Source organism: Halopseudomonas sp. MFKK-1 (assembly GCF_027474385.1).
In the GTDB taxonomy this organism is placed as follows: domain Bacteria; phylum Pseudomonadota; class Gammaproteobacteria; order Pseudomonadales; family Pseudomonadaceae; genus Halopseudomonas; species Halopseudomonas aestusnigri.
In genome coordinates this window covers 2,236,014-2,258,597 of record NZ_CP114836.1, presented here as the reverse complement: position 1 = coordinate 2,258,597, position 22,584 = coordinate 2,236,014, and the positions used below count along the sequence as shown (strand labels likewise).

The 22,584-nt window shown below is 61.2% G+C and carries 25 protein-coding genes; 13 read left to right on the top strand and 12 right to left on the bottom strand.

What is annotated here, in order from left to right; all coding sequences use genetic code 11:
- The first annotated feature begins 61 nt into the window (after nt 1-61).
- A complete protein-coding gene (locus O5O48_RS10550; protein ID WP_269686964.1) occupies nt 62-1,384 on the top strand; it encodes a Na+/H+ antiporter NhaC family protein in 1,323 nt (440 codons plus the stop codon).
- A 194-nt stretch (nt 1,385-1,578) separates the two neighbouring features.
- Here O5O48_RS10550 and O5O48_RS10545 read toward each other — a convergent pair whose 3' ends face one another.
- From O5O48_RS10545 to O5O48_RS10515, 7 genes are all read right to left on the bottom strand, one after another.
- Nucleotides 1,579-1,917: a Na+/H+ antiporter subunit G gene (locus O5O48_RS10545; RefSeq protein ID WP_088273537.1), complete on the bottom strand. Its 339-nt coding sequence runs from the start codon at nt 1,915-1,917 to the stop codon at nt 1,579-1,581.
- A 9-nt stretch (nt 1,918-1,926) separates the two neighbouring features.
- Complete coding sequence (locus tag O5O48_RS10540; protein WP_088273536.1) at nt 1,927-2,196, bottom strand: K+/H+ antiporter subunit F; 270 nt, start codon at nt 2,194-2,196, stop codon at nt 1,927-1,929.
- Complete coding sequence (locus O5O48_RS10535; RefSeq protein ID WP_088273535.1) at nt 2,181-2,687, bottom strand: Na+/H+ antiporter subunit E; 507 nt, start codon at nt 2,685-2,687, stop codon at nt 2,181-2,183. The genes O5O48_RS10540 and O5O48_RS10535 overlap by 16 nt, the downstream gene beginning before the upstream one ends.
- Nucleotides 2,684-4,201, bottom strand: coding sequence for a monovalent cation/H+ antiporter subunit D (locus O5O48_RS10530; protein WP_269686963.1), 1,518 nt, complete (start codon nt 4,199-4,201; stop codon nt 2,684-2,686). Before O5O48_RS10530 ends, O5O48_RS10535 begins: the two co-directional genes overlap by 4 nt.
- The gene (locus O5O48_RS10525) at nt 4,201-4,527 is read right to left on the bottom strand and encodes a Na+/H+ antiporter subunit C (protein WP_228245333.1); all 327 of its coding nucleotides are present in this window, start codon (nt 4,525-4,527) and stop codon (nt 4,201-4,203) included. Before O5O48_RS10525 ends, O5O48_RS10530 begins: the two co-directional genes overlap by 1 nt.
- Nucleotides 4,527-7,319, bottom strand: a complete 2,793-nt coding sequence (locus O5O48_RS10520; RefSeq protein ID WP_269686962.1) for a monovalent cation/H+ antiporter subunit A — start codon at nt 7,317-7,319, stop codon at nt 4,527-4,529. The genes O5O48_RS10525 and O5O48_RS10520 overlap by 1 nt, the downstream gene beginning before the upstream one ends.
- Nucleotides 7,320-7,521: 202 nt before the next feature.
- Nucleotides 7,522-7,983: a glycine zipper domain-containing protein gene (locus O5O48_RS10515; RefSeq protein WP_228245329.1), complete on the bottom strand. Its 462-nt coding sequence runs from the start codon at nt 7,981-7,983 to the stop codon at nt 7,522-7,524.
- Between the two features lie 279 nt (nt 7,984-8,262).
- Between O5O48_RS10515 and O5O48_RS10510 the strand changes: the two genes are divergently transcribed.
- Nucleotides 8,263-8,538, top strand: a complete 276-nt coding sequence (locus tag O5O48_RS10510; RefSeq protein ID WP_233048287.1) for a hypothetical protein — start codon at nt 8,263-8,265, stop codon at nt 8,536-8,538.
- 12 nt (nt 8,539-8,550) lie between these two features.
- Here the strand turns inward: O5O48_RS10510 and O5O48_RS10505 are convergent, their stop codons facing one another.
- On the bottom strand, nt 8,551-9,711 hold the full coding sequence (locus O5O48_RS10505; RefSeq protein WP_269686961.1) for a 1-acyl-sn-glycerol-3-phosphate acyltransferase: 1,161 nt from the start codon (nt 9,709-9,711) through the stop codon (nt 8,551-8,553).
- Nucleotides 9,712-9,826: 115 nt separating this feature from the next.
- Here O5O48_RS10505 and O5O48_RS10500 point away from each other — a divergent pair, with 115 nt between their 5' ends.
- The 3 genes from O5O48_RS10500 to O5O48_RS10490 are packed head-to-tail and all read left to right on the top strand — an operon-like array spanning nt 9,827 to nt 10,919.
- Entirely contained in the window at nt 9,827-10,021 is a 195-nt protein-coding gene (locus O5O48_RS10500; RefSeq protein ID WP_200818393.1) for a CPXCG motif-containing cysteine-rich protein, read from the top strand.
- Nucleotides 10,022-10,023: 2 nt separating this feature from the next.
- A complete protein-coding gene (locus O5O48_RS10495; RefSeq protein WP_228245321.1) occupies nt 10,024-10,272 on the top strand; it encodes a putative signal transducing protein in 249 nt (82 codons plus the stop codon).
- Complete coding sequence (locus O5O48_RS10490; RefSeq protein ID WP_233048289.1) at nt 10,269-10,919, top strand: SOS response-associated peptidase; 651 nt, start codon at nt 10,269-10,271, stop codon at nt 10,917-10,919. Before O5O48_RS10495 ends, O5O48_RS10490 begins: the two co-directional genes overlap by 4 nt.
- Here the strand turns inward: O5O48_RS10490 and O5O48_RS10485 are convergent.
- Nucleotides 10,904-13,048, bottom strand: a complete 2,145-nt coding sequence (locus tag O5O48_RS10485; RefSeq protein WP_269686960.1) for a methyl-accepting chemotaxis protein — start codon at nt 13,046-13,048, stop codon at nt 10,904-10,906. The two genes, O5O48_RS10490 and O5O48_RS10485, sit on opposite strands and share 16 nt — an antisense overlap.
- A gap of 202 nt (nt 13,049-13,250) precedes the next feature.
- Here O5O48_RS10485 and O5O48_RS10480 point away from each other — a divergent pair, with 202 nt between their 5' ends.
- From O5O48_RS10480 to O5O48_RS10470, 3 genes are all read left to right on the top strand, one after another.
- Nucleotides 13,251-13,385, top strand: coding sequence for an entericidin A/B family lipoprotein (locus O5O48_RS10480; protein WP_088273524.1), 135 nt, complete (start codon nt 13,251-13,253; stop codon nt 13,383-13,385).
- Between the two features lie 67 nt (nt 13,386-13,452).
- A complete protein-coding gene (locus O5O48_RS10475; protein ID WP_228245315.1) occupies nt 13,453-14,259 on the top strand; it encodes a M48 family metallopeptidase in 807 nt (268 codons plus the stop codon).
- A 173-nt stretch (nt 14,260-14,432) separates the two neighbouring features.
- On the top strand, nt 14,433-15,086 hold the full coding sequence (locus tag O5O48_RS10470) for a 7-cyano-7-deazaguanine/7-aminomethyl-7-deazaguanine transporter (RefSeq protein ID WP_228245313.1): 654 nt from the start codon (nt 14,433-14,435) through the stop codon (nt 15,084-15,086).
- A 6-nt stretch (nt 15,087-15,092) separates the two neighbouring features.
- Here O5O48_RS10470 and chrA read toward each other — a convergent pair whose 3' ends face one another.
- Together chrA and O5O48_RS10460 are read right to left on the bottom strand one after the other, a co-directional pair.
- Nucleotides 15,093-16,454 carry a chromate efflux transporter gene (chrA, locus tag O5O48_RS10465; protein ID WP_269686959.1) on the bottom strand — a complete coding sequence of 454 codons (1,362 nt, stop codon included), beginning with the start codon at nt 16,452-16,454 and terminating at the stop codon, nt 15,093-15,095.
- Between the two features lie 101 nt (nt 16,455-16,555).
- Nucleotides 16,556-17,212, bottom strand: a complete 657-nt coding sequence (locus tag O5O48_RS10460) for a DsbA family oxidoreductase (RefSeq protein WP_269686958.1) — start codon at nt 17,210-17,212, stop codon at nt 16,556-16,558.
- Between the two features lie 114 nt (nt 17,213-17,326).
- Between O5O48_RS10460 and O5O48_RS10455 the strand changes: the two genes are divergently transcribed.
- The 5 genes from O5O48_RS10455 to O5O48_RS10435 all read left to right on the top strand — a co-directional run bounded on the left by O5O48_RS10455 (nt 17,327) and on the right by O5O48_RS10435 (nt 21,299).
- On the top strand, nt 17,327-17,560 hold the full coding sequence (locus tag O5O48_RS10455; protein WP_269686957.1) for a DUF1272 domain-containing protein: 234 nt from the start codon (nt 17,327-17,329) through the stop codon (nt 17,558-17,560).
- Entirely contained in the window at nt 17,560-18,153 is a 594-nt protein-coding gene (locus tag O5O48_RS10450; protein WP_269686956.1) for a LysE family translocator, read from the top strand. Before O5O48_RS10455 ends, O5O48_RS10450 begins: the two co-directional genes overlap by 1 nt.
- A gap of 155 nt (nt 18,154-18,308) precedes the next feature.
- Nucleotides 18,309-19,994: a carbon starvation CstA family protein gene (locus O5O48_RS10445; RefSeq protein ID WP_269686955.1), complete on the top strand. Its 1,686-nt coding sequence runs from the start codon at nt 18,309-18,311 to the stop codon at nt 19,992-19,994.
- A complete protein-coding gene (locus O5O48_RS10440; protein ID WP_088273516.1) occupies nt 19,984-20,265 on the top strand; it encodes a cory-CC-star protein in 282 nt (93 codons plus the stop codon). The genes O5O48_RS10445 and O5O48_RS10440 overlap by 11 nt, the downstream gene beginning before the upstream one ends.
- Entirely contained in the window at nt 20,256-21,299 is a 1,044-nt protein-coding gene (locus O5O48_RS10435) for an ArsA family ATPase (protein WP_332367358.1), read from the top strand. Before O5O48_RS10440 ends, O5O48_RS10435 begins: the two co-directional genes overlap by 10 nt.
- A gap of 7 nt (nt 21,300-21,306) precedes the next feature.
- On the opposite strand, the gene O5O48_RS10430 is transcribed toward O5O48_RS10435, so the two are convergent.
- Nucleotides 21,307-22,569 carry an ABC transporter substrate-binding protein gene (locus tag O5O48_RS10430; protein WP_373314994.1) on the bottom strand — a complete coding sequence of 421 codons (1,263 nt, stop codon included), beginning with the start codon at nt 22,567-22,569 and terminating at the stop codon, nt 21,307-21,309.
- Nucleotides 22,570-22,584: the final 15 nt, after the last annotated feature.

Genomic DNA, 22,584 nt, shown 5'->3' with positions numbered 1-22,584 from the left:
TAAACTGGCCGGCTAACGTCGGATAGCCCGACGTACTCCCTTTGCTGTCAGAGACCACCCAATGCCTACACCCGTACAACCCCGGGCGAGCGCCCTGTTGCCCCTGTTGCTGTTCCTGCTGATCTTCCTCGGCAGCGGCATCTATTACAGCCTCGCAGGGACCGACTTCGCCTTCTACCAGATCAAGGCACCCGTCGCGATCCTGCCTGCCATTATCCTGGGCCTGCTGCTGGCCAAGCCCAGCTACCGCGAGAATCTGCAGACCTTTATCGACGGTATCGGTGATCGCAACATCATCACCATGGCGCTGGTATTCCTGCTGGCCGGCGCGTTTTCCAGTGTCACCAAGGCGATCGGCGGCGTTGATGCAACCGTCAACATGGGCCTGAGCATCTTGCCGCCCAGCCTGATCCTGCCCGGCCTGTTCATGATTGCCGTGTTCATTTCCACTGCCATGGGCACCTCAATGGGCACCATCGGCGCGCTGGTCCCCATCGCACTTGGTTTTGCCGAGGCCACTGGCCTGTCGATTCCGCTGGCCGTAGGCGCCGTGATTGGTGGCGCCATGGCCGGGGACAACCTGTCGATCATCTCCGACACCACTATCGCAGCTACCCGCACCCAGGGCGTCGGCATGCGCGACAAGTTCCGCCTGAACCTGATTATTGCCCTGCCGGCGATGGCAGTCACCCTGGTGGTGCTGTTTATTGTCGGTGACGCCCACGGCGCCGCCGCAGCAGAAGACTTCAATCCCTGGCTGGTCGTGCCCTACCTGAGCGTGCTGGTGCTGGCACTCTGCGGTCTGGACGTGATGATCGTGCTGATGACTGGCGTTATTCTCTCCGGTGTGACCGGTATGCTGATCAAGCCCGACTACGCACTGGCCAGCTACGGCAACGACATTTACCAGGGCTTCGCCGGGATGCTGGAAATCACCATTTTGTCGATGCTGATTGGCGGCCTGTCGGCCATCATGAAGCAGGAAGGCGGACTGGACTGGCTGCGCGAGCGCATTCAGGCGCTGACCTCACGCTCTGCGGGCCGTCGCAGTGGAGAAACCGGGATCGCCGGATTGGTCAGTCTGACCAACCTGTTTGTAGCCAACAACACCGTCGCCATCATCATCAGCGGCAGCGTAGCGAAGGATCTGGCCAGCCATTACCAGGTCGATCCGCGCCGCAGCGCCAGTCTGCTGGATATCTTCTCCTGCGTGATTCAGGGTCTGATTCCCTACGGTGCCCAGATACTGCTGGCCGGATCACTGGCCGCGCTGTCACCGATGGTGCTGATCACCCAGGTTCACTACTGCTGGCTGTTGGGTGTAATGGCGGTACTGGCTATTGTCTTCGGACTGCCGCGGCTGAAGACCGCGGCAACCTCGTAGGGACGCGACATGTCGCGTCCGTGCGATTGCTGGAGCACTGCGAATTGGCACGGTCACGGCATGCCGTGACCCTACGCAGAGGTTGGGGTAAGACGCGTGCGTGGAGCGCGGCATGCCGTCCGGAGTCGAGATCGACCGGAGCGATCCAGCTACGAGATACTCCAAAGGCCTTTCGGACACAGCATGCTGTGCCCCTACTGCTCCCAGGGTTCCCCGCGGGTGCGGGGTTCGCGGCGCAGCTTTTCATGCATGGCAGCCTTGGCCAGCATATTGGCACTGACCGGCGCAGTCAGGAACAAAAAGAAGGTAATCAACAGTTCATGCAGACTGATGCTGCCGCTCTGGGCACTGAAGTAGACCATGGATCCCAGTACCAGCGCCCCGACACCCAGGGTCGAAGCCTTGGTCGGGCCATGCAGGCGCATGAAGAAATCAGGCAGCTTGAACAGGCCGATGGCGCCGACAAGGGCAAATACGCTGCCGATCAGCAGCAGTGCGGCAACCAGCCATTCAACCCAGCTCGCGTCACTCATGTCCCTCTCCTATTCGATGATATTGCCGCGCAGCAAATGCTTGGCGATGGCCACTGTACTGACAAACCCCATGACCGCGATCAGCAGTGCGGCCTCGAAAAACAGGTTGGAGTCCAGATACAGACCCAGCAGCATGATCAACGCGATAGCGTTGATATACAGCGTATCGAGCGCCAGTATCCGGTCCGGCAGATCCGGGCCCTTGATCAGACGGGCAAAGGTCAGCAGCAGCGCTGCGCAGATGATGCCCAGACAGAGCAGAACTACGGTGTCGAGCATTCGAAAATCTCCCGAATGGGTTCTTCATAGCGCTGACGAATATGTTCGATCAGCGCCTGTTCGTCGCCCACATCCAGACCGTGAATCAGCAGGGTGCTGCGATCAGGGCTGATATCGGCCGATACCGTGCCCGGCGTCAGCGAGATGGTGCTGGCCAGCACGCTGATCGAAAAGTCCTGCTGCAACTGCAGCGGATAATGGACGAAGGCTGGCCGCAGTCGACGGCGCGAGCCGAGAATCAGCCTGGCGACCTGCAGGTTCGCCAGCACGATGTCACTGAGCACCCGGCAGGCAAAAATAAGCAAACGACCAAAGCGCAGCCGATGCGGTGACCGCGGCCAGAAGACATGGGTCAACCAGGGAATAAGGGTGGCCAGCACGGCCGCCATGATGACGTTGCCAACCGATACCGAGTTCATCAGCAGCAGCCAGCCTATCAGCAGAGACACACTGAGCCAGGGGTGCGGAAACACGCGATCAGGTCGCTTCATTGGGCGGCTCCGGCAATCGGTTGCAGCGACAATACCGCGTCGATATACAACTGCGGCATAAGCAGTTGCTCTGCGGTGTGCGCCAGGTAAGACAACAGCGGCCCGGCCATCACCACCAACGCGGGGCTTGCCGCGAGCAGCAAAAGCACGGCACCCATGCGCGCGCCATCGACCGGCTCACCTGTGGCGACCTGATCGGATTGACGCCAGAACAGGGTGCTGCCTGCCCGGCTCAAGGCAACCAGTCCGAGTAGTCCGCTACCCAGCACCAGGGTGTAAAGCCAGGCGGCAGTGACACCCTGCCCTGCCGAGCCGAGCAGCAACAGCTTGCCGAGGAAACCGGACAGCGGCGGCAAGCCAACGATGGACATGGCAATCAGGAAGAACACGCCTCCCAGCAGCATCGGATGCGGTAATTGCGGCCCGGCAATCAGCCTTGCCGAGAAACGCGGCCCGCGTACTCGCTGGAGGATACCGGTCAGCAGGAACAGCGCGCCGGTAATCCAGGTCGAGTGCATCAGGTAGAACAGAGTCGCCTGCAGCGACTCCGCCGTCCCGATCGCCAGCCCTGCCAGCATGGTGCCGACCGATACCACGACCAGATAGGCCGTCAGCGAACTCAGCGTGCTGGCGGCCAGCGCACCGATAGCACCGAGCAACAGGGTTACCAGAGCCAGCGGCCAAAGCCAGGACAGCGCCATATTGGCCAGCTCGCCGGCATCGGCCCCGAAAATCAGCGTATACACGCGCAGGATCGAGTACAGCCCCACCTTGGTCATGATCGCAAACAGCGCGGCGACCGGTGCACCCGCCGCCGCGTAGGCACGCGGCAACCAGAAGTAGAGTGGAAAGACCGCTGTCTTCAAACCGAACACCACCAGCAGCAGCATACCCGCCGCCCCGACCAGAGGCGCATCTGCCGGATCAAGCTCACGCACCCTGAGCGCCATGTCGGCCATGTTGAGCGTTCCGGTCACGCCGTACAGGGTTCCGACGGCTATCAGAAACAGCGCCGAGCCGGTCAGGTTCAGCAGCAGATAATGCAGGCCGGAGCGCACCCTAGCCGACCCCGCGCCATGCAGCAGCAGCGCGTAGGAGGAAATCAGCAGGACCTCGAAGAACACGAACAGGTTGAACAGATCGCCGGTCAGAAAGGCGCCGTTGATGCCCATCAGCTGAAACTGGAACAGCGGATGGAAATTGCGACCGGCGGCATCGTCACCACGCACCGCATAGATAATGGCTGCGGCGGCAAGTATTGCCGTTACCAGCAGCAACAGGGCGCTCAGCCGGTCGACCACCAGCACGATACCGAACGGCGGCATCCAGTTACCGAGGGCGTAGACCCCGATACCCTGTCCGGCCTCGACTACCAGCATCGCCGCCAGCGGAATCTGCAGAAAGGTCGCCAGCAGTGACAGTGCCCGCTTGGTGTCCATGCTCGCGCCGAGCACCAGCAACAGTGCACCGGCAAACATCGGTACCAGTACGGGCAAAATTGGCAGGTGACTCATCAATGGTCCCCCTTGCCGTCAACGTGGTCGCTGTCGAGCTCGCCCTGCGCCCGCAGCGCCAGCACCAGCGCATAGGCCGTCATGGCAAAGCCGATGACGATTGCGGTCAGCACCAGCGCCTGCGGCAAGGGGTCTGCGTACACCTCTGCCTTGCCAAGCACCGCCGGCGCTGCATCACCGAGACGACCGGTGGCAAACAGATACAGGTTCACCGCGTAACTCAGCAGTGCCAGCCCGACCACCACCGGAAAGGTGCGCGCCCGCAACATCAGGTAGACACCGCAACTGGTCAGCACTGCAAGGGTAATGGCATACAGCAGCTCCATCAGAAATCTCCTCCGACTACCCGCGACTGCGGCAATTTGCCAAGGTTTGCCAGAATCAGCAGTGTTGCGCCCACGACCGTCAGATACACACCAAGATCAAACAGCATTGCGGTCGCCAGTTCGATCTCACCGACCAGCGGAATATGGAAATGCCCGAAGCTGCTGGTCAGGAACGGATAGCCAAAGGCCCAGCTCCCTACCCCGGTAGCACCGGCGATCAGCACCCCGGCGCCTGCCAGCCAGTGGTAGTTAACCGGCCAGCGCTGGGCAGTCCAGGCCTCGCCGCTGGCGACGTACTGCAGGATCAGCGCGACCGCGGTAATCAGGCCGGCAATAAAGCCGCCACCCGGCAGGTTGTGTCCGCGCAGGAAGATGTACACCGAGATCATCAGCGCCAGCGGCAACAGGACGTGCGACAAATTAACCAGCATCAGCAGGTCACCACGCTGCGCCCAGGGCTTGCCGAGGCTGTCTGCACCGGGCACCCGCAGACGCAGACCATCGATCAGCGCATAGATGGCGATGGCTGCGATCGCCAGCACGGTGATCTCACCCATGGTATCGAAGCCACGGAAGTCGACCAGAATAACGTTCACCACATTGTGGCCACCGCCACCCGTCACGCTGTTGGCGAGGAAGAAGTCGGCGATGCTGTCGTAGGGACGGGTGAGCATGGCGAAGGCAAGCGCGCCCACCAGAGCGCCACAAAGCAGTGCGATAATCAGGTCACGGCCACGGCGCAGGCCCGAGGACTCACGTGGGGTCCGCGCCGGCAAAAAGAACAGCGCCAGCATCAGCAGGACGATGGTGACCACCTCGACCGAGATCTGGGTCAACGCCAGATCCGGCGCGGCAAAGCGGGCAAATGCCAGCACCACGCCCAGCCCCACCACACTGAGGGTCACCAGCGATACCAGCCGCAGGCGATGCCAGTACGCGGTAGCAACCGCACTCAACATGGTCAGCACGGCCCCGGCCAGGGTTACGCCGTCAACGGGGGTCATGGCAACCGGCCCCCGCAGCGCCGGCAGCTGGATCAGCCAGAAACCGGTCACCACCAGTGCGGCCAGCAACAGGCAGAGGAGGTAGCGTTGCAGCGAGGCATTTTCCAGCAGCAGGGTTATCTGACCCGCGCCCCGCACCAGACGCTGCACCGCCGCCTCAAATACCAGCTTGGCATCCACATCCCGCTGGCGGGCATACCAGTCGAACAGCGGCCGACGCAGTGAATAGACCAGAATTCCCAGCACCATGGCCGCGAAGCTCATAAACAGAGGCAGGTTGAAGCCGTGCCAGATCGCCAGACTGTACTCCGGCAAGGCGTTACCCACCGTCGACTCCGCCGCTACCGCCAGCAGACCCGCCACCGTAAAGCCCGGCGCCAGACCGACCGCCAGACACATCACCACCAGAATTTCGACCGGCACGCGCATATAGCGCGGTGGTTCGTGTGGCGGATACTTGGGCAGATTCACCGGCTTGCCGTTGAAAAACACGTCGTGCACGAAGCGCAGCGAATAGGCCACCGAAAACACCCCGCCCAGGGTCGCACCCAGCGGAATCAGCCAGCTCCAGTTACCGAGCATGTGCTGCTCCAGCGTCTCGGTGAAGAACATCTCCTTGCTGAGAAAGCCGTTGAGCAGCGGCACACCGGCCATCGCCGAGGCGGCCACCATCGCCAGCACCGCAGTATGCGGCATGAAACGCAGCAGGCCATTGATACGCCGCATGTCACGGGTACCGGTCTCGTGATCGATAATCCCTGCGGCCATGAACAGCGAGGCCTTGAAGGTGGCGTGGTTGATGATATGAAACACCGCTGCGACAGCTGCCAGCCGCGTATCCAGACCAAACAGCAGGGTGATCAGGCCCAGATGACTGATTGTCGAATAGGCCAGCAGCCCCTTGAGGTCATGCTGGAACAACGCAGTACAAGCGCCCACCAGCAGCGTTGCCATACCGGCGCTGCTGACGATGTAGAACCACAGATCGGTGCCAGCGAGTGCCGGATAGAGGCGCGCCAGCAGAAACACCCCTGCCTTGACCATGGTTGCCGAGTGCAGATACGCCGACACCGGCGTTGGCGCCGCCATGGCGTGCGGCAGCCAGAAGTGGAACGGAAACTGTGCCGACTTGGTAAACACCCCGAGCAGCACCAGCACCAGAATCACCGGATAAAGGGCATGCTGACGAATCTGCTCGCCAGCGGCAAACACATCCGTCAGCTCGTAACTCCCGACAATCTGGCCCAGCAGGAGAATACCAGCCAACAGTGCCAGACCACCGGCGCCGGTAACAGCCAGCGCCATCCGCGCGCCCTTGCGCGCATCGGTAGAGTGCGACCAATAGCCGATCAGCAGGAAGGATGACAGGCTGGTCATTTCCCAGAACACCATCAGCAGCAACAGGTTTTCGGACAGCACCACGCCAAGCATGGCCGACATGAACAGCTGCAGATAACAGAAGAAACGGCCCATCGGGTCGTGTTTGGAGAGGTAGTAGCGGGCGTAGAGAATAACCAGCAGGCCGATACCCTGAATCATCAGGGCAAACAGGAAACTCAGGCCATCAAGCCGGAAACTGATATTCAGCCCCAGTTCGCTCAGCCAGGGCCGCGACTGGATCAGAGTTTGCCCGGCGAATACCGCATCGGCATGCCGCCAGAGCAATGCCAGACCGATGACCGGTGCAACCATGGCCATCGTGGCACAAAGAGAACGCCCTTGATTCTTGAACAGCAGTGGAAGCAGGCTGCCAAGCAGCGGGAGGATGACGATCAGCGCCAGGGTCATGCAGGACTTACTCCTTATATGGCCATTGCGGCTCCCGTTCCAGCAATACCGCAACTACGGAATGGGCATGGTCAGGAGGCGCACGTCATTATAGGGGCAAGCTGCCATCGCCGAGCAACGCAAGCAGCTGAATCCGTTACAAAATGCGTAACAACGCTATGGCAGCAGCGCCCTGGCTGCTGCCATTCCGGTTCCATGCGCGTTACTTGACGACCCGGGACTGACCATTCACCGACATGATGCGCACGCGATCACCCGGGGCAAAATTAACCCCTTCAACCACTTCCTGAACGTAGGCACGAGTATAGCCACCATCTTCGTTAACGATAATTTCCACGCCCTGAGTACGGGTAATCCCCTCCTCGGCTGCCGCACCGGCCATGCCGCCAGCCACTGCGCCGACAATAGCGGCAATCGCGCTGCCACGACCGCCACCCACCGAGCTGCCGGCGACACCACCGATGGCCGCCCCTGCGGCTGGGCCAATCACGGTCTTGGTACCTTCAATCTGCACCAGACGCACCGATTCCACTGTCCCCATACGCACGGTCTGCGGCGCCCGCGCATCATCCCGACTGTAAACATCGCCGCTCAGCGAAGATGCACAGCCGCCCAATGCCAGCAGGGCACCGAGCATCAGAGTCACCACATACCGATTTTTCATATCGTCACCTCAATTGGTCCGCCTTGCATCAAGGCCCGTTTCACAAGGGTGCGCGCAGTCTCGCAGAGAGGCAATACCGACCACCGGAGGTGGTAACCGTTGATCGGATTTTGAACAGATCGAGTCGAATTTAATCGCCTCTTGGCATAACATCTGCGGCGCTTATTAATAGACGAGCCCACTCCGGCGCGTCGTTACATTCCTTTTGCGTTTCGTCGTAACCAACAAAAAAGCCAATAGAACCTGGTTGCCCGAATCCGAGACACCGGAGGTTCTGCCATGTTCCCGCTGCAGGCAGCTTGGTTGTATTACCTTGAAAACCCGGCGCTGGTCCTCAACGGCCTGGCCCTGTTCTTCGCCGTCAATGGCAGCTGGCTGTGGATTGCGACCCAACTGCGCAGCAGCCTCGGCCGCCAGCGCCTGGCGACCCTGCCACCCAGCGAAACCGACATCAGCCAGCAACGCGATCAGCGCATCAATCGCCTGTTCTACAGCGTCGGCACCGTCTGCCTCAGCCTGGCCCTGCTCCTCAGTCTGGTCAGCACCCGCGTCTGAACCTGACCTCGATCAGACGCCGGCCGATTCCTCGATCACCCGCAAGCGACTGCGCACCGGGTTAGCGTACTGCAGCAGCCAGAATGGCCGCTGCGCCTCGGGTAACGCCGACAACCGTGCTGCAAAACGCTGTTCCTCGGCCGCCAGCTCGCTGGCTGTGTAGTCCGTACGCCAGTTCGACAGCGCCGTTGGCACCTGTTCGCCTGAGTGCTCAAATGCCAGAAAGTTGCTCGGATAGAGGCGATACTGACCCAGAATCTGCCGATCCACTGCCGCAGCTACCTGTCTGGCATCGTCAAAGGCCTCCGTCAGCGGCTTGCCAAACGCCACATGCACCCGCCCCTTGTAGCCCGTCAGGCCAATGGCAATGGAGCGGTCATCCTCGCCCGGCTCCTTGCTGTAACTGCCAGCATGCGCACGCTGCTCCAGCTCGCGCGCTTTCATGCCGTCACACGGATCCCATTCGTAGGAAATCGATACCGGTACCATGCTCAGCGAGCGAATCACATCCGCAACAGCTTCGGCCTTGCGGCTCATGCAGAACATCTTGATGATCGCCGAATCGGTTTCATCCAGACCGTCCTTCGCTCGCCCCTCCGCCTGAGCAATCCAGATCGACTGCCCCTCGGCAATCGAGTGGCTGATATAGGCAGACAGGGTCTGGTAAGCCTGCAGCTTCTCGCGCCGACCGGTCAGTGAGCGGTGCACGATAAAGCTCTTGTTCAGGCGCATCAGATCGGCAACGAAGGGCCGCTGCAGCAGATTATCTCCAATCGCAATACGTGGCGTCGGGTGCCCCGCGTGGTAAAGCGCATAATTGACAAACGCCGGATCCATCACGATGTCACGATGATTGGCGATAAACAGGTGGGGCTGATCGCTGCGCAGGTTATCCAGGCCACTGTAGGTGACAGCCAGTGTGCTGCTTTCTATCAGGCGATCCAGATAGGGTTCCAGCCTGTGCTGAAGATCATCAACCGATTCGACGCCACGGGCCTCGCGTCCGAGCGCCAGTTGCACCAGCGACCGGGCAACACCCGGTAGCCAGCGATTGAGGCGCGGGAAGCGGTAGCCAGCCAGCATGCGCATCAGTTCCTGATCAGACAGCAGACGCTCCAGCACAGCTGGCACTTCGGCATCGTTGTAGGGGCGAATGCCCTCGAACTCGCTCATGTCACCCTCAGAGTCTTGTCGTCAGCCGGGCATTATGCGTTGCCCACCGTGGTTTCGCCAGATTGACGATGCAGCTACACTGCATGTCACATACAAGACGTACGGGGACTTTACGGTGCAGGCACTGGAAGAAGCGAATCTGGTCTGCCCTCACTGCGGCGAGCCCATCACCCTGCTGCTTGACCTGAGCGGTGGAGCCCAATCCTATACCGAGGACTGTCAGGTCTGCTGCCAGCCGATCCACGTCAGCCTATGGATCGACGACGCAGGCGACGACTATCACGTCGACCTGCGCCGCGAACAGGACTGAGCATGCAGCGTATCTACCGTCCCGCCGACATGGCGGAGGCCAGCTTGCTGACCGCCGTACTGGCCGACCATCACATCCGCAGCCACATCAGCGGCGGCTATCTGCAGGGGGCCATTGGCGATCTGCCAGTGCATGACCTGCTTGGCCTGTGGGTTGAAGACGAAGACGTCGATCGCAGTACCGAGCTGATCCATGCCTATCTCCAGGCAAGCCCCATCAACGAAGAAGACAGCGAGCTACCCCAGCCATGAGCGGTCGCCTGGCCCAGTTCAATCAGCCCCATACCACAATGCCCGACGACTGGAAGCCACAGTGGAATATTGCCCCTGGCAAACCGTTGCTGATTCTGCGCAAGACAGCAGGCCAGCTGGAGTGCGCCTCTGTCCTGTGGAACCTGACGCCGGGCTGGCTAAAGGACCTCAGCCGGGCCAGCTTTTCGGCCCGGGCTGAATACCTGCACGAAAAACCCATGTTCCGGCAGGCCTTCGCCCAGCGGCGCTGCATCCTGCCCGTCGACGGCTATTTCCTCTGGCTGCAGCAGGGGCAACGCAAGCAACCCTGGTATCTGCGGCGCAAGGAAGGCGGGCTGGCACTGGCGGGTATCTGGGAACGCTACCAGCTGGATGACGGTCAGTACTGGGACAGTTGCGCGCTGATCACCGTACCTGCCAAAGGCCTGGCAAACCGGCTTGGCGACCGTATGCCGGCAGCCCTGAACAGCGCGGAGCAAGCCATATGGCTGGCCGAGAGCACGGCGGTGACGGCCCTGCAGCCATTGTTGCTGAATGCCGACAGCCGTATCGAGATGGCCTACCCTGTCAGCACAGCAGTCAGCAACCCGGCTACCCAGGGGCCGCATTGCTGCAGCCCCGCAGGTCCGGCTCAAACCTTGAACTGATTGATCAGACGGCGCTGATGCTCTGCCAGCTTGGTCAGTGACGCACTGGCCTGGGAGGCCTCATCGGCACCCTTGGCCACATCCTTGGCGACCGTGTCGATGGTCATGACGTTGCGATTGATATCCTCGGCAACCGCACTCTGCTCCTCGGCGGCACTCGCGATCTGATTGTTCATATCATTGATCACTGATACTGCCTGGGTAATCGAGGTCAAGGCTGCATCCGCCTCTTCCGCCTGCAGTACGCTCTGATCGGTGCGGGCACGGCTTTGCTCCATCACCTTGACGGTCTCGCGGGTTCCATTCTGCAGCTGCTCGATCATATGCTGAATTTCTTCGGTCGAGCTCTGGGTTTTCTGCGCCAGGTTACGAACCTCATCGGCAACCACCGCAAAGCCGCGACCCTGCTCACCGGCGCGAGCCGCTTCGATGGCCGCATTCAGCGCCAGCAGGTTGGTTTGTTCTGCAATACCGCGAATGGTGTCCAGAATACCGGTGATATTTTCGCTGTCGCGTGCCAGTGCCTGCACGCTGTCGACCGCACGCTGAATATCCTGCGAGAGGTTCTGAATGGTTTCGGACGTTGCCCGCACCACCTCACGTCCGTGCGAAGCGGAACCGTCGGCATTTTGAGCCGCGCTGGCCGCCTGCGAGGCGTTACGTGCAACATCTTGTGCGGTCGCAGTCATTTCTGTCACGGCCGTCGCGACCAGATCAATCTCGCTGAGTTGACGCTGTACCCCGTCATTGGTCCGCAGCGCGATGTCGGCGGTGTGTTCCGAGGCATCGGTGACCTGCTGAACCGAACCGACAACCTCACGAATCATGCCCTGCAGCTTGTCGAGAAACGCATTGAAGCCCCGGGCGATATCACCCAGCTCATCCGCCCGATCCACATTGAGACGCTTGGTCAGATCGCCTTCGCCCTTGGCAATATCGTCCAGCATGGCTACCAGCTGGCGCGCGGGCTTGGCCAGACCGTAAGCCAGCAACACCATCACACCGAGACCCGCCAGCGCAACCAGCAGACCGATGCCGGTCAAAAGCATGGAATCCTGTTGGCGCATGTCAGTCAGCTCGGTATCGAGCTGATTGAAGTCCTGCATGACCACCGCAAGCGGTAACTTGATAAGCAGCGACCAACGCACATCTGTGCCCGGCAGCGTGACCGGCATGATCAACTGCAGATGATCCACACCTTCACTCTCGATCTGAAAAAGCGGCTCGTTGGACCTGCCCACAGCGGTAATGGCGTCCATTTCCATTTGATCAAGCACCAAAGAGGCATGATCGCCCGGCTTGGCACCCTCGCCCGTGAACGCAACCAGCCGCCCGGAAGCACTCACCAGAGCCTGCTCGCCCTGGCCGTCGTAGAGATCCTGATTGCTCTCATGCAGCATCTGCTGCAGAAACTCCATCGACAGATCGGCACCGGCGATACCCATGAACTCACCGTCGCTGACGATCGGCACAGTAAAGGAGGCAAGCAACACTGTCTTGCCGCCAACCTCATAAGGGGCTGGGTCAACTACACAGGGCTTCAGCGTTTCACGGGGGCAAAGATAATACTCGCCGGTACGCACGCCGTTTTCGAGGATGGTTTCATTCTCCATATCGCCGAGTGCTTCCAGCGACAGGCTGCCATCTTCGTTACGGAACCACATGGGCATGTAGCGCCCTGTGCCGTTGTAGCCGTCGGTTTCAACTCCCTCAAAAAAGCTGTCCAGGTTATCCAGCGAGTTTGGCTCCCAGCCGACGTAGGCATCCCACAGCTGCGGGCTTTGCTCCAGCGTCATGCGGATTACGCGGGTCATTTCCTCGCGCCCCATCATCAACGCCGGCATCCCGTCATCCTGAATCTGTCCCAACATCGAGTTGAGCTGCGCCAATTGCGTGGCTACCGTCAGCGGATACTCCAGATAGCGACGAATACGCGCCTGTTCACCACCCGCTATCGCCATCACGCGGTCCCTGACCAGATCATCGATCAACACCCGCGACCGTTCCTGCACCAACGCCTGACTGCGTTCGGCGGAATAAACCGAGTAAAGCGTCATGACGCCAACAGCGATAAACAGACAGGCACCTGCCAGCACAGTAATGGAAAGCTGAATTGACCTGAATTTCATGAAATACCTCGACGTGGGAACGACAGAGCGGCGCAGGACACCGGTTCATCCGTAATATCGGCCACAGCATAAAAATCTGCAGCCCGTTGCATACAATTGTCCAAATACCGGTCCAATAACGTAATCTTTCACCGTTGAATGCCCGCGGGGCTGTTCCCCAGAGGCCTGCAACATTATTTTACGCCTGATGAGAGAATAGAGCATGAAGAGATCACGGGTACTGCTGCTGTCTGTCCTGTTCAGTCTTGCCGGCCTGAGCGCCTGCAACACGATGGAAGGGCTGGGCAAGGACATTCAGAAGGTCGGCGACAGCATCGAAGACGCTGCCAACCGATAACGCGGGGCCGGTGCTTCCAGGCGGAGCATCGGCCGAATTTCAACTTCGTTTTGCAAGGAAGAGCCCAATGCGACTGCGATTCACCCTTCTCCTGCCTGTTGTGCTGCTGGTTGGCTGTCAGAGCGTGCAGACCACTCAAGGCGGTAACGTCGGCGTCAACCGCACCCAGTATATGATGAGCGGCCTGTCCAGCGAGCAGGTCAACCAGATGGCTGCCGAGTCGTACAACGAGACCCTGGCTGAAGCCAAAAAGCAGGGGCTGCTGAATACCAGCGCTGCCACCGTGCGCAGACTCAATGGTATCGCTGCCAAGCTGATCGCACAGGTCCCGCACTTCCGCCCCGATGCCAGCAGCTGGGACTGGGAAGTCAACCTGATCAAGGATGACCAGCTCAATGCCAGTTGCTCACCCGGCGGCAAGATTCTGTTCTACTCGGGAATTATCGATCGCCTTCAACTGACCGATGCCGAAATAGCCCAGATCATGGGGCACGAGATTGCCCACGCCCTGCGCGAGCATGGCCGCGAGGCTATTTCTCGAGCCTATGCCACCCAGATGGGCACCCAACTGGCCAGCGCCCTGCTGGGCCTGGGCGAAGGCGGAAGTCAGGCTGCTCAGATGGCGGTGCAATATGGCCTGACGCTGCCGAACAGTCGAGCCAACGAGAGCGAAGCCGATCTGATTGGCCTGGAGCTGGCCGCACGCGCCGGCTACGATCCGCAGGCTGCCGTGACTCTGTGGCAAAAAATGCAGGCCGCATCGCAGGGCGAGCCACCGGCATTCATGAGCACCCACCCCTCTTCCTCCGGCCGTATTGAGACACTGCGCTCTGCTGCTCCCCGCGTTCAGGGCCTGTACGAAGCTGCCAAGTAAGCAGATCCCGGCCGGCGAGCTTGCTCCGCCGGTCGGAATGCAGCGAATACGCTGGTCAATCCGTGCAAAACCGGTACAATTGCGCGCCGTTCGACCCCGAACGACATGGGTTCCCTCACCCCATCTGACAAAACGGCGAGTCAGCAGACTCGAATCGTAAAAAAGGACAGACCATGACCGTACTTACCTCCGGCATGCAGCGCCGCGCGCTCGCACTGCTGATCAGTTTTCACATTGCCATCATCATCGCCAGCAATTACCTGGTGCAGTTGCCGATCACCCTGTTCGGTTACCACACCACCTGGGGCGCCTTCAGCTTTCCGTTCATTTTCCTGGCTACCGATCTGACCGTTCGCCTGCTCGGCAAACAGGCTGCGCGCCGCGTTATTGCGCGCGTCATGCTGCCGGCGCTGGTTGCGTCCTATGTAGTGTCGGTGGTGTTTCAGGAAGGCAGCTACCGCGGCATCGACGCACTGCTGTCGTTCAATGACTTCGTGCTGCGCATTTCGCTGGCCAGTTTCGTTGCCTACGTGATCGGCCAGTTGCTGGACATCCAGGTATTCGACCGGCTGCGCCGTATCAAGGCCTGGTGGATCGCACCAAGCCTGTCGACCGTGCTGGGCAACCTGGCAGACACCTTCGCCTTCTTCTCGGTCGCCTTCTGGCACAGCAGCAATCCGTTCATGGCCGAGCACTGGGTCGAGATCGCTACCGTCGACTATGCCATCAAACTGCTCATCAGCATGCTGCTGTTCCTGCCGCTTTACGGCGTGCTGCTGCGCACCCTGATGAACCGCCTCGGCGGCCCGGCGACCTCAGCCGCCTGAGCGGTATCAGGACAACAACCCTGATACACCCAGCAAGAGCCCTGCTGCAGCACCAAGCAGCAGGGTCTGCAGCACCGTCCAGCCCCTCCCAAACAGCAGACCGGCCGCGATCAGCCCGATGCCCAGTGCCAGCCAGTCCGGCCCGGCAGTCTCGGCAGGCATGACAACGTGCCAGCCGAAAAATAGCGCCAGATTGACGATAACGCCCACAACAGCAGCACTTACGCCAGTCAGGGCGGCAGTCAGACGCAGTTCGCCACGGGTAGCTTCGATCAGCGGCGCACCGCCCAGCACAAACAGAAACGACGGCAGAAAGGTGAACCAGCAGACCAGCAGCGCCGCCAGCATGCCAGCAGCCAGCGCCTGATCAGCACCTAAAAATGCGCCCTGATAGCCACCAAGAAACGCGACAAACACCACCACCATGATCAAAGGCCCCGGGGTGCTTTCGCCCAGCGCCAGCCCGTCGATCATCTGCAGCGGCGAGAGCCAGCCGTATTGCAGTACAGCACCCTGATAAACATAGGGCAGCACAGCATAGGCCCCCCCGAAGGTCAGCAAGGCTGCCTTGGTAAAGAACCAGGCCATCTGGGTCAACGGCCCATGCCAGCCTTGCCATAACGTCAGCAGCCCCATCGGCAAGACCCAAAGCGCAGCTCCGATCAGCAGCAGCTTCGCCAAACGCCATGAGCTGAAGCGGGCATGTTCGGGTATCGGGCTGTGATCATTCAACAGCGCATCCCCGCCGCCGTCAGACGGCGCGTGAGCCGCCGTAGAAGGCGAAAAGGCCGACGGCAGCAATCGCCCGCCAACGGTGCCAGCCAACGCCGCCGCCAGCACGATCAGAGGAAAAGGTAGCTGCAAGGCGAATATCGCTACGAAAGCGGCCAGCGCAATTGCCCAGAGCCAGCGGTTATGCAACACCCGACTGCCGATCCGCCAGGCCGCCTGAACAACCACGACCACCACCACCGGCTTGATCGCGTAGAACACCCCTGCAATCAGCGGCACGTCGCCATAAACCAGATACACCCAGGCCAGCAAGATCAGCAAACCCAGCGATGGCAGAATAAACAGCAGCCCAGCCACCACCCCACCCCAACTGCGATGCAGCAACCAGCCCAGATAGGTCGCCAACTGCTGCGCCTCCGGCCCGGGCAGCAGCATGCAGTAGTTCAGGGCGTGCAAAAAACGCCGCTCGGATAACCAGCGACGCCGGGAAACCAGCTCGTCATGCATCAATGCGATCTGCCCGGCAGGGCCACCGAAACTGATAAACCCCAGCTTCAGCCAAAAGCGAAATGCCTCTCGGCGACTCAGATCAGACGGGCCCGGAGGCAGGGTTTCAGATGAGGGGGCAGTTGCCATGACATACCTTCTGTAAGGACATCCGTAAGCCTCATGATGACAGGACAATATTTCACCCTTGCTGCAGGTCCTGCCAAATCCATATCAGAGTCCTCTGACGCTCAGGCCGACGCCCCTTGGCGCCCGGCAATCTCGCGCAGCGCCTGAACCAGATAATCCGGTTCCTGTGCCCCGGAAATCAGGTACTGGCCGTTGATCACGAAGGCCGGTACCGACGAGATACCCGCCTGCTGCCAGTGCGCCTCGTCGGCGCGAACAATGTCGGCGAACCTGTCACTGGTCAACACCTGCTCGGCCTCTGCCGCATCGAGCCCGGCGGCACACACGGCATCGAGCAGTACGTCCCTGTTGCTGACGTCCTTTGCTTCTCCGAAGTAGGCGTCGAACAGGGCCTGTTTCATCGCCGTCTGACGATCGTGCTCAGCCGCCCACTTCACCAAGCGGTGACCATCGAAGGTATTGGCGGTGTAGCGTTCCTGCATATGGGTGAAATTCAGCCCGAGACCGGTGGCGATACGAATCATGTCATCCTGCGCCGCCCGCACCTCGAACTCGTTACGACCGTACTTGCGGCACAGCGCCTCGACAATCGGCATCGGCCGCTGGGCCGGATCGGGATTGAGCTCGAAGGCGTGCCACTCCACCTTTGCTCCCACCTCGCCTTCCAGCGCCGCCAGAGCCTGCTCCAGGCGAGCATAGCCGATGGCGCACCAGGGACAGGCAATGTCGGAGACGATATCAATGGTCAGGTTCTGCATGGTGTTACTCACGATTGACTGGGTTTAACAGATGAGACTACACCATATACAGCGGGTTTCATCGGGCATCAGCCGCTGCTATAACTGCAAATAATCATCTTGCCGGTATCTGCCATGCTGCAACTGCGCCCCAACTGTGAATGCTGCGACCGCGACCTGCCCGCCGATGCATCCTATGCTCTGATCTGCAGCTTCGAATGCACCTTCTGCCACGACTGCGCGCAGCGCTTCGCAGGCTGCTGTCCGAACTGCGGCGGCAACCTGGTCACCCGCCCGACTCGCCCGGCACATCTGCTTGAACGCTACCCGGCCAGCCGTGACCGGGTGCTCAAGCCACACATCCACTGATGAACGCCGGCGAGCTGCTCTCGCTGTTTCTTGCCCTGACGGTGCTGGCGGCGCTGCCCAGCAGCAGTGTGGCGCTGGTCGTTGTGCGCAGTGCCCGATACGGCGTTGGCCAGGGTGTTGCGGCAGCAATCGGCATCACCCTCGGCGATTTGCTGCTGGCCGCGCTGGCGCTGGCGGGCTGGCAGGTGGTAATCGACAGCCTGGGCGGGGTGTTCAACCTGCTGCGCTGGCTGGCAGCGGCCTACCTGATCTGGTTTGGCTGGTCCCTGTGGCGTCAACCGCATACAAAGCAGGCGTTGCCCATTTCGACCGGCAGCAGCTGGCACAGTCTGATCGCGGGGTTGCTGCTTACCCTCGGCGATATCAAGGCACTGATTTTCTACGCCAGCTTCCTGCCTCTGTTTGTAACCACACCACTGTCGTCCGGGGTAGCGCTGCAAGTACTGATTACCACCGCAGTGGCCTTGCTGCTGGTCAAGACACTCTATGCAGTGCTTGGCAGTCGCCTTGCCCTGCCCCGCCAGAGCCGGGGACTTCAACGTCTGGGGGGCGGGCTGCTGATTGGTTGCGGCCTGTATCTGGCAAGCCGTTGACCTACTGACCTGATATCAGGCTGCTGCGTACCTGCTTCACATTGCCCTGTTCCTCCCGGCGACCCGCCGGCCCGCCCTGGGCTATAGTAGGCAGTGCGGCGGAGCAGATGCTCCGACAGGCGATCCGACAAAACTTATAACACTGGAGCCACAGCATGAGCGCAGCCATTTTGCTACTGATCGGGCTGGGATTGATGACCCTGGGGTACTTCATCTACTCCCGTTTCATTGCCAACCGGATCTATCGCCTCGACCCGGATTTTCGTACGCCAGCGCACGAATTCGAGGATGGCATCGACTTCGTTCCGACCAACCGCTTTGTGCTGTGGGGTCACCATTTCACCTCCGTCGCCGGCGCCGCGCCCATCGTCGGGCCGGCCATTGCAGTCATCTGGGGCTGGCTTCCGGCCTTCATCTGGGTGGTGATGGGCACCATTTTCTTCGCCGGCGTCCACGATATGGGCGCGGTCTGGGCCAGTGTGCGCAACAAGGCCAAATCGGTCGGCTCGCTAACCGGCGACGTAGTGGGCAAGCGCGCCCGCAGCATCTTCATGATCGTGATTTTCCTGGTACTGCTGATGGTCAACGCCGTATTTGCGGTGGTCATCGCCAAGCTGATGATGAGCTTCCCGACTGCCGTATTGCCAGTCTGGGGTGCGATTGTCGTCGCATTGATCGTCGGCCAGCTGATCTATCGTCGCATGATCAGCCTGCCGGTCGTTTCAGTGGTTGGGGTCGTCGCGCTCTACGCGCTGATCTGGGCCGGCCCATCGGTACCGATTCAGATGCCGGCCGAGGTTGCAGGACTCTCGGGCAACGCCATCTGGATTCTGCTGCTGTTCCTCTACGCAGGCGTCGCGTCTGTGCTGCCGGTGTGGATGCTGCTGCAACCGCGTGATTACATCAACGGCCTGCAGTTGTTCGTCGGCCTGCTGATTCTGTACGGCGCAATCATGCTGCTGAACCCGGCGCTGGTCGCGCCGATGATCAATGACGACGTGCCGGCAGGCACCCCCTCGATTGTGCCGCTGCTGTTTGTCACCATCGCCTGCGGCGCCATTTCCGGCTTCCACGGGCTGGTGTCTTCCGGCACCACCTCCAAGCAGCTGAACAAGGAAACCGACGCCCGTTTCGTCGGCTACTTCGGTGCCATCGGTGAAGGCTGCCTGTCACTGGCAGCGATTCTGGTTGCCTGTGCCGGCTTTGCCAGCCTGACAGACTGGAAAGCCATGTACAGCGCCTTTGGCCAGGGCGGGGTCACCGCCTTCGTGCAGGGCGGCGCCTACGTCATCCACAACGGTCTGGGCCTGCCCGAAGTGACCGCCGCCACCCTGCTGACCGTAATGGCCGCCCTGTTCGCCGGCACGACCATGGATACCGGGCTGCGTCTGCAGCGCTATATCTTCCAGGAATGGGGCGAGATCTATCATCAGGAGTGGATGAAGAAGCCGCTGCCCGCCACCCTGCTGGCGATCGGCAGTTGCCTGCTGCTGGCCTTCGGCGCCGGCGGAGCGGACGGCTCCGGCGGCATGATCATATGGCCGCTGTTCGGCACCACCAACCAGTTGCTCGCCGGTCTGACCCTGCTGGTGATTACGGTGATGCTGGTGCACTACCGCCGCCCCATGTGGTACACCCTGCTGCCGCTGTGCTTCCTGCTGGTGATGACGGTGACCGCGCTGGTGATCCAGCTCAAGACCTTCTACGACCAGCAGAACTACTTCCTGCTTGCGCTGGATATCGTCGTGCTGATTGCCGCCATTCTGGTCGCGCTGGAGTGCGCTGCGGCGCTGAAACGGCACTTGGCACTGGCAGCAGCGGAGCAAGCCGATGGCCGCTGACCGTGGCGAGAAATGGCGCGCCTGGCTGAGTCAGGCGCGCTTCTTCCTGGAAGAGGCCTACAGCTCCCGCTACCGGGGCGCGATTGCCCGCAGCCGGCGTGACCACGATGACCTGTTCATGCTGCTGGTGTTCAGCGAGATGATGGGCGTACCCAACCCGGCTTCCTACTACACGCTGGAGCTGCAGCCGCTGCTGCTTGAACGCTTCCACGACTGGCACCGGCGCATGGGTATGGAACACTCGCCGCTGGACCATTTCCGCTGCTGCTGACCGGGAGAGTCGATATTTCCACTTCCAACCTTGACCTGCTGCACCGCCGCCTGCTGTGGGTCGGCGGCAAGGGCGGCGTCGGCAAGACCACGGTCGCTGCGGCGCTGGCCGTACTGGCGGCCAGCCGGGGGCAGCGCTGCCTGATCGTCTCGACTGACCCGGCGCACAGCCTGGGCGATGTGTTCGACCGCCCGCTGGATGATCGCCCCAGACGCCTGCTGCCCAATCTGGACGCGCTGGAAATCGACCCCGATGCCGAGGTGGACGCCCACCTGCAGCGGGTGATTGAGCAAATGCGCAAGCTGGCAGCACCCGAGATGCTGACTGAGCTCACCCGACAAATGCAGCTGACCCGCCATTCACCGGGCACCCAGGAAGCGGCACTGCTCGAGCGCATTGCCAGACTGGTCACCGCACCGCCGGACGACTACGACCTGATTATCTTCGACACTGCCCCGACCGGGCACACCCTGCGCCTGCTCACCCTGCCTGAGGCCATGGCCGCCTGGACCGATGGCCTGCTCAGCCACAACCGCAAGTCCGCCGAGCTGGGCAAGGTGCTGCAGCACCTGACCCCGCGCAGCGGCCGTGATCTCAATAGCCCGTTTGACGATCCCAACGAGGATCCGCTAAGCGGTCTGGATCAGCGCACCCGCAGCGTTGCCGAAACCCTGCGCAACCGCAGGCGGCTGTTTCACCAGGCCCGCCGCCAGTTGGAGGATCCGGCAGACAGCGGTTTTCTGTTTGTGCTGACAGCCGAGCGGCTACCGATTCTGGAGACGGTACGGGCAGTAGAGAGTCTGCGGCAGGCGCAGATTCCGGTCGCTGCGGCGCTGGTCAACCGGGTCATACCCGACAGCGCCGACGGCCACTTCCTGCAGCAGCGTCGACTGCAGGAAGCCAGCTATCTGCAGCGAATTGATCGCGAGCTTGGCCACCTGCCGCGTCCGCAACTGCCCTGGCTGGAAACTGACGTGCAGGGCATCGGGATTCTCCAGCAGCTGGCGACACTGCTGGAGCAACAGGGGTTTTGAGCGTCGCTTAGCGCAAGCGCAGGGGCTGACCGGCCGCCTTGCGCTCGGCCTGCCACTGCTCCAGCGTCTGCGCCGCCTCTTCAGCCGAGAGCTGTCCGATGATCTTGAAGTAGTCCTGGCGCAGCGGATCAGCCATCACCTCGGCGCGCGGCTTGATACGGACCGCATAGACGGTCTGCAGGTTCTGATGGTCGAATGCACGCCAGGTCTGGGTATCCTTCAGCAGTTGATAGCTGTGCCCTTCCAGCGCACGAATCAGCCCTTCGCTCTCAAGCGACCCGCTGCGCTCAACCGCATCAGCCCACTGGTAGACAATGCTGTAAGCCGATGCGGCCGAGCTGGAAGGATAAGTCTGATAGCGTTCGGCAAAGGTGCTGACAAATTGCTCGCCCCGTTCAAAGCCGAACTCGCGCGGCACATTCCAGGTCCATGGCACCGCACCCAGCACACCGGCCATGACTGACGGCCCGGCCTGCTCGACCATGCTCAGGGTCAGATTGGGTACCACCACCTGCACATTCTCGAAGCCAAGCTGACGAACCAGGCCCATCGCCTTGACCATCTGATCACCAAAGAGCACCAGCACCAGCACCTCGGGCTCGGCAGCACGGGCCTGCTGCAGCGCCTCGCGCAGTTCACGCAGCGACGCATTCGGGAACGGTATCCGCACAGCTCCGTGCACCGCCACATCATCCGTGCCGGTAAAGTGGCGCATCGACTCCTCGGTGCTGTGGCCCCAGGTGTAGTCCGCGGTCACGTAGTAGTAGCGCTTGCCGGCGTACTGCTCCTGCAATTGTGCTGCCAGTACCCGCGCTGCCATCCAGGCGTTGTAGCTCTCGCGGAACATGTATCGCTGGCCATCGCGCCCGGTGGTGTCGTTGGAATAGGTCAGTGTGCCGAAATACAGCAGGCCACGATCGCGGGCCCGCTTGCCTGCGGCAATGGCCACGGCGCTGCTGGCACCGCCAAACAGCATGCGCGCGCCGGCATCGGCCAGTTCGTCAACATTGCGCACAGCCCGCTCGGGATTGGACGCACTGTCGCGCTCCAGCAGCTCCAGTGGACGTCCCAGCACCCCGCCGGCCTGATTAATCTCGTCCAGCGCCAGCATCGCCCCGCGCATCTGCATCAGGCCCTCCTGGGCATACTGGCCGGTGCGTGGCAGATTAAGACCAATGGCAATAGGCTCGGCCGCGCCGGCAAGGCCGGCCCAGAGCATGGCAAGACCAGCCAGGCAGCAGCGTACGGGTGAAATAGGATAAGTGGTCATGACAGGCGTCCTTGA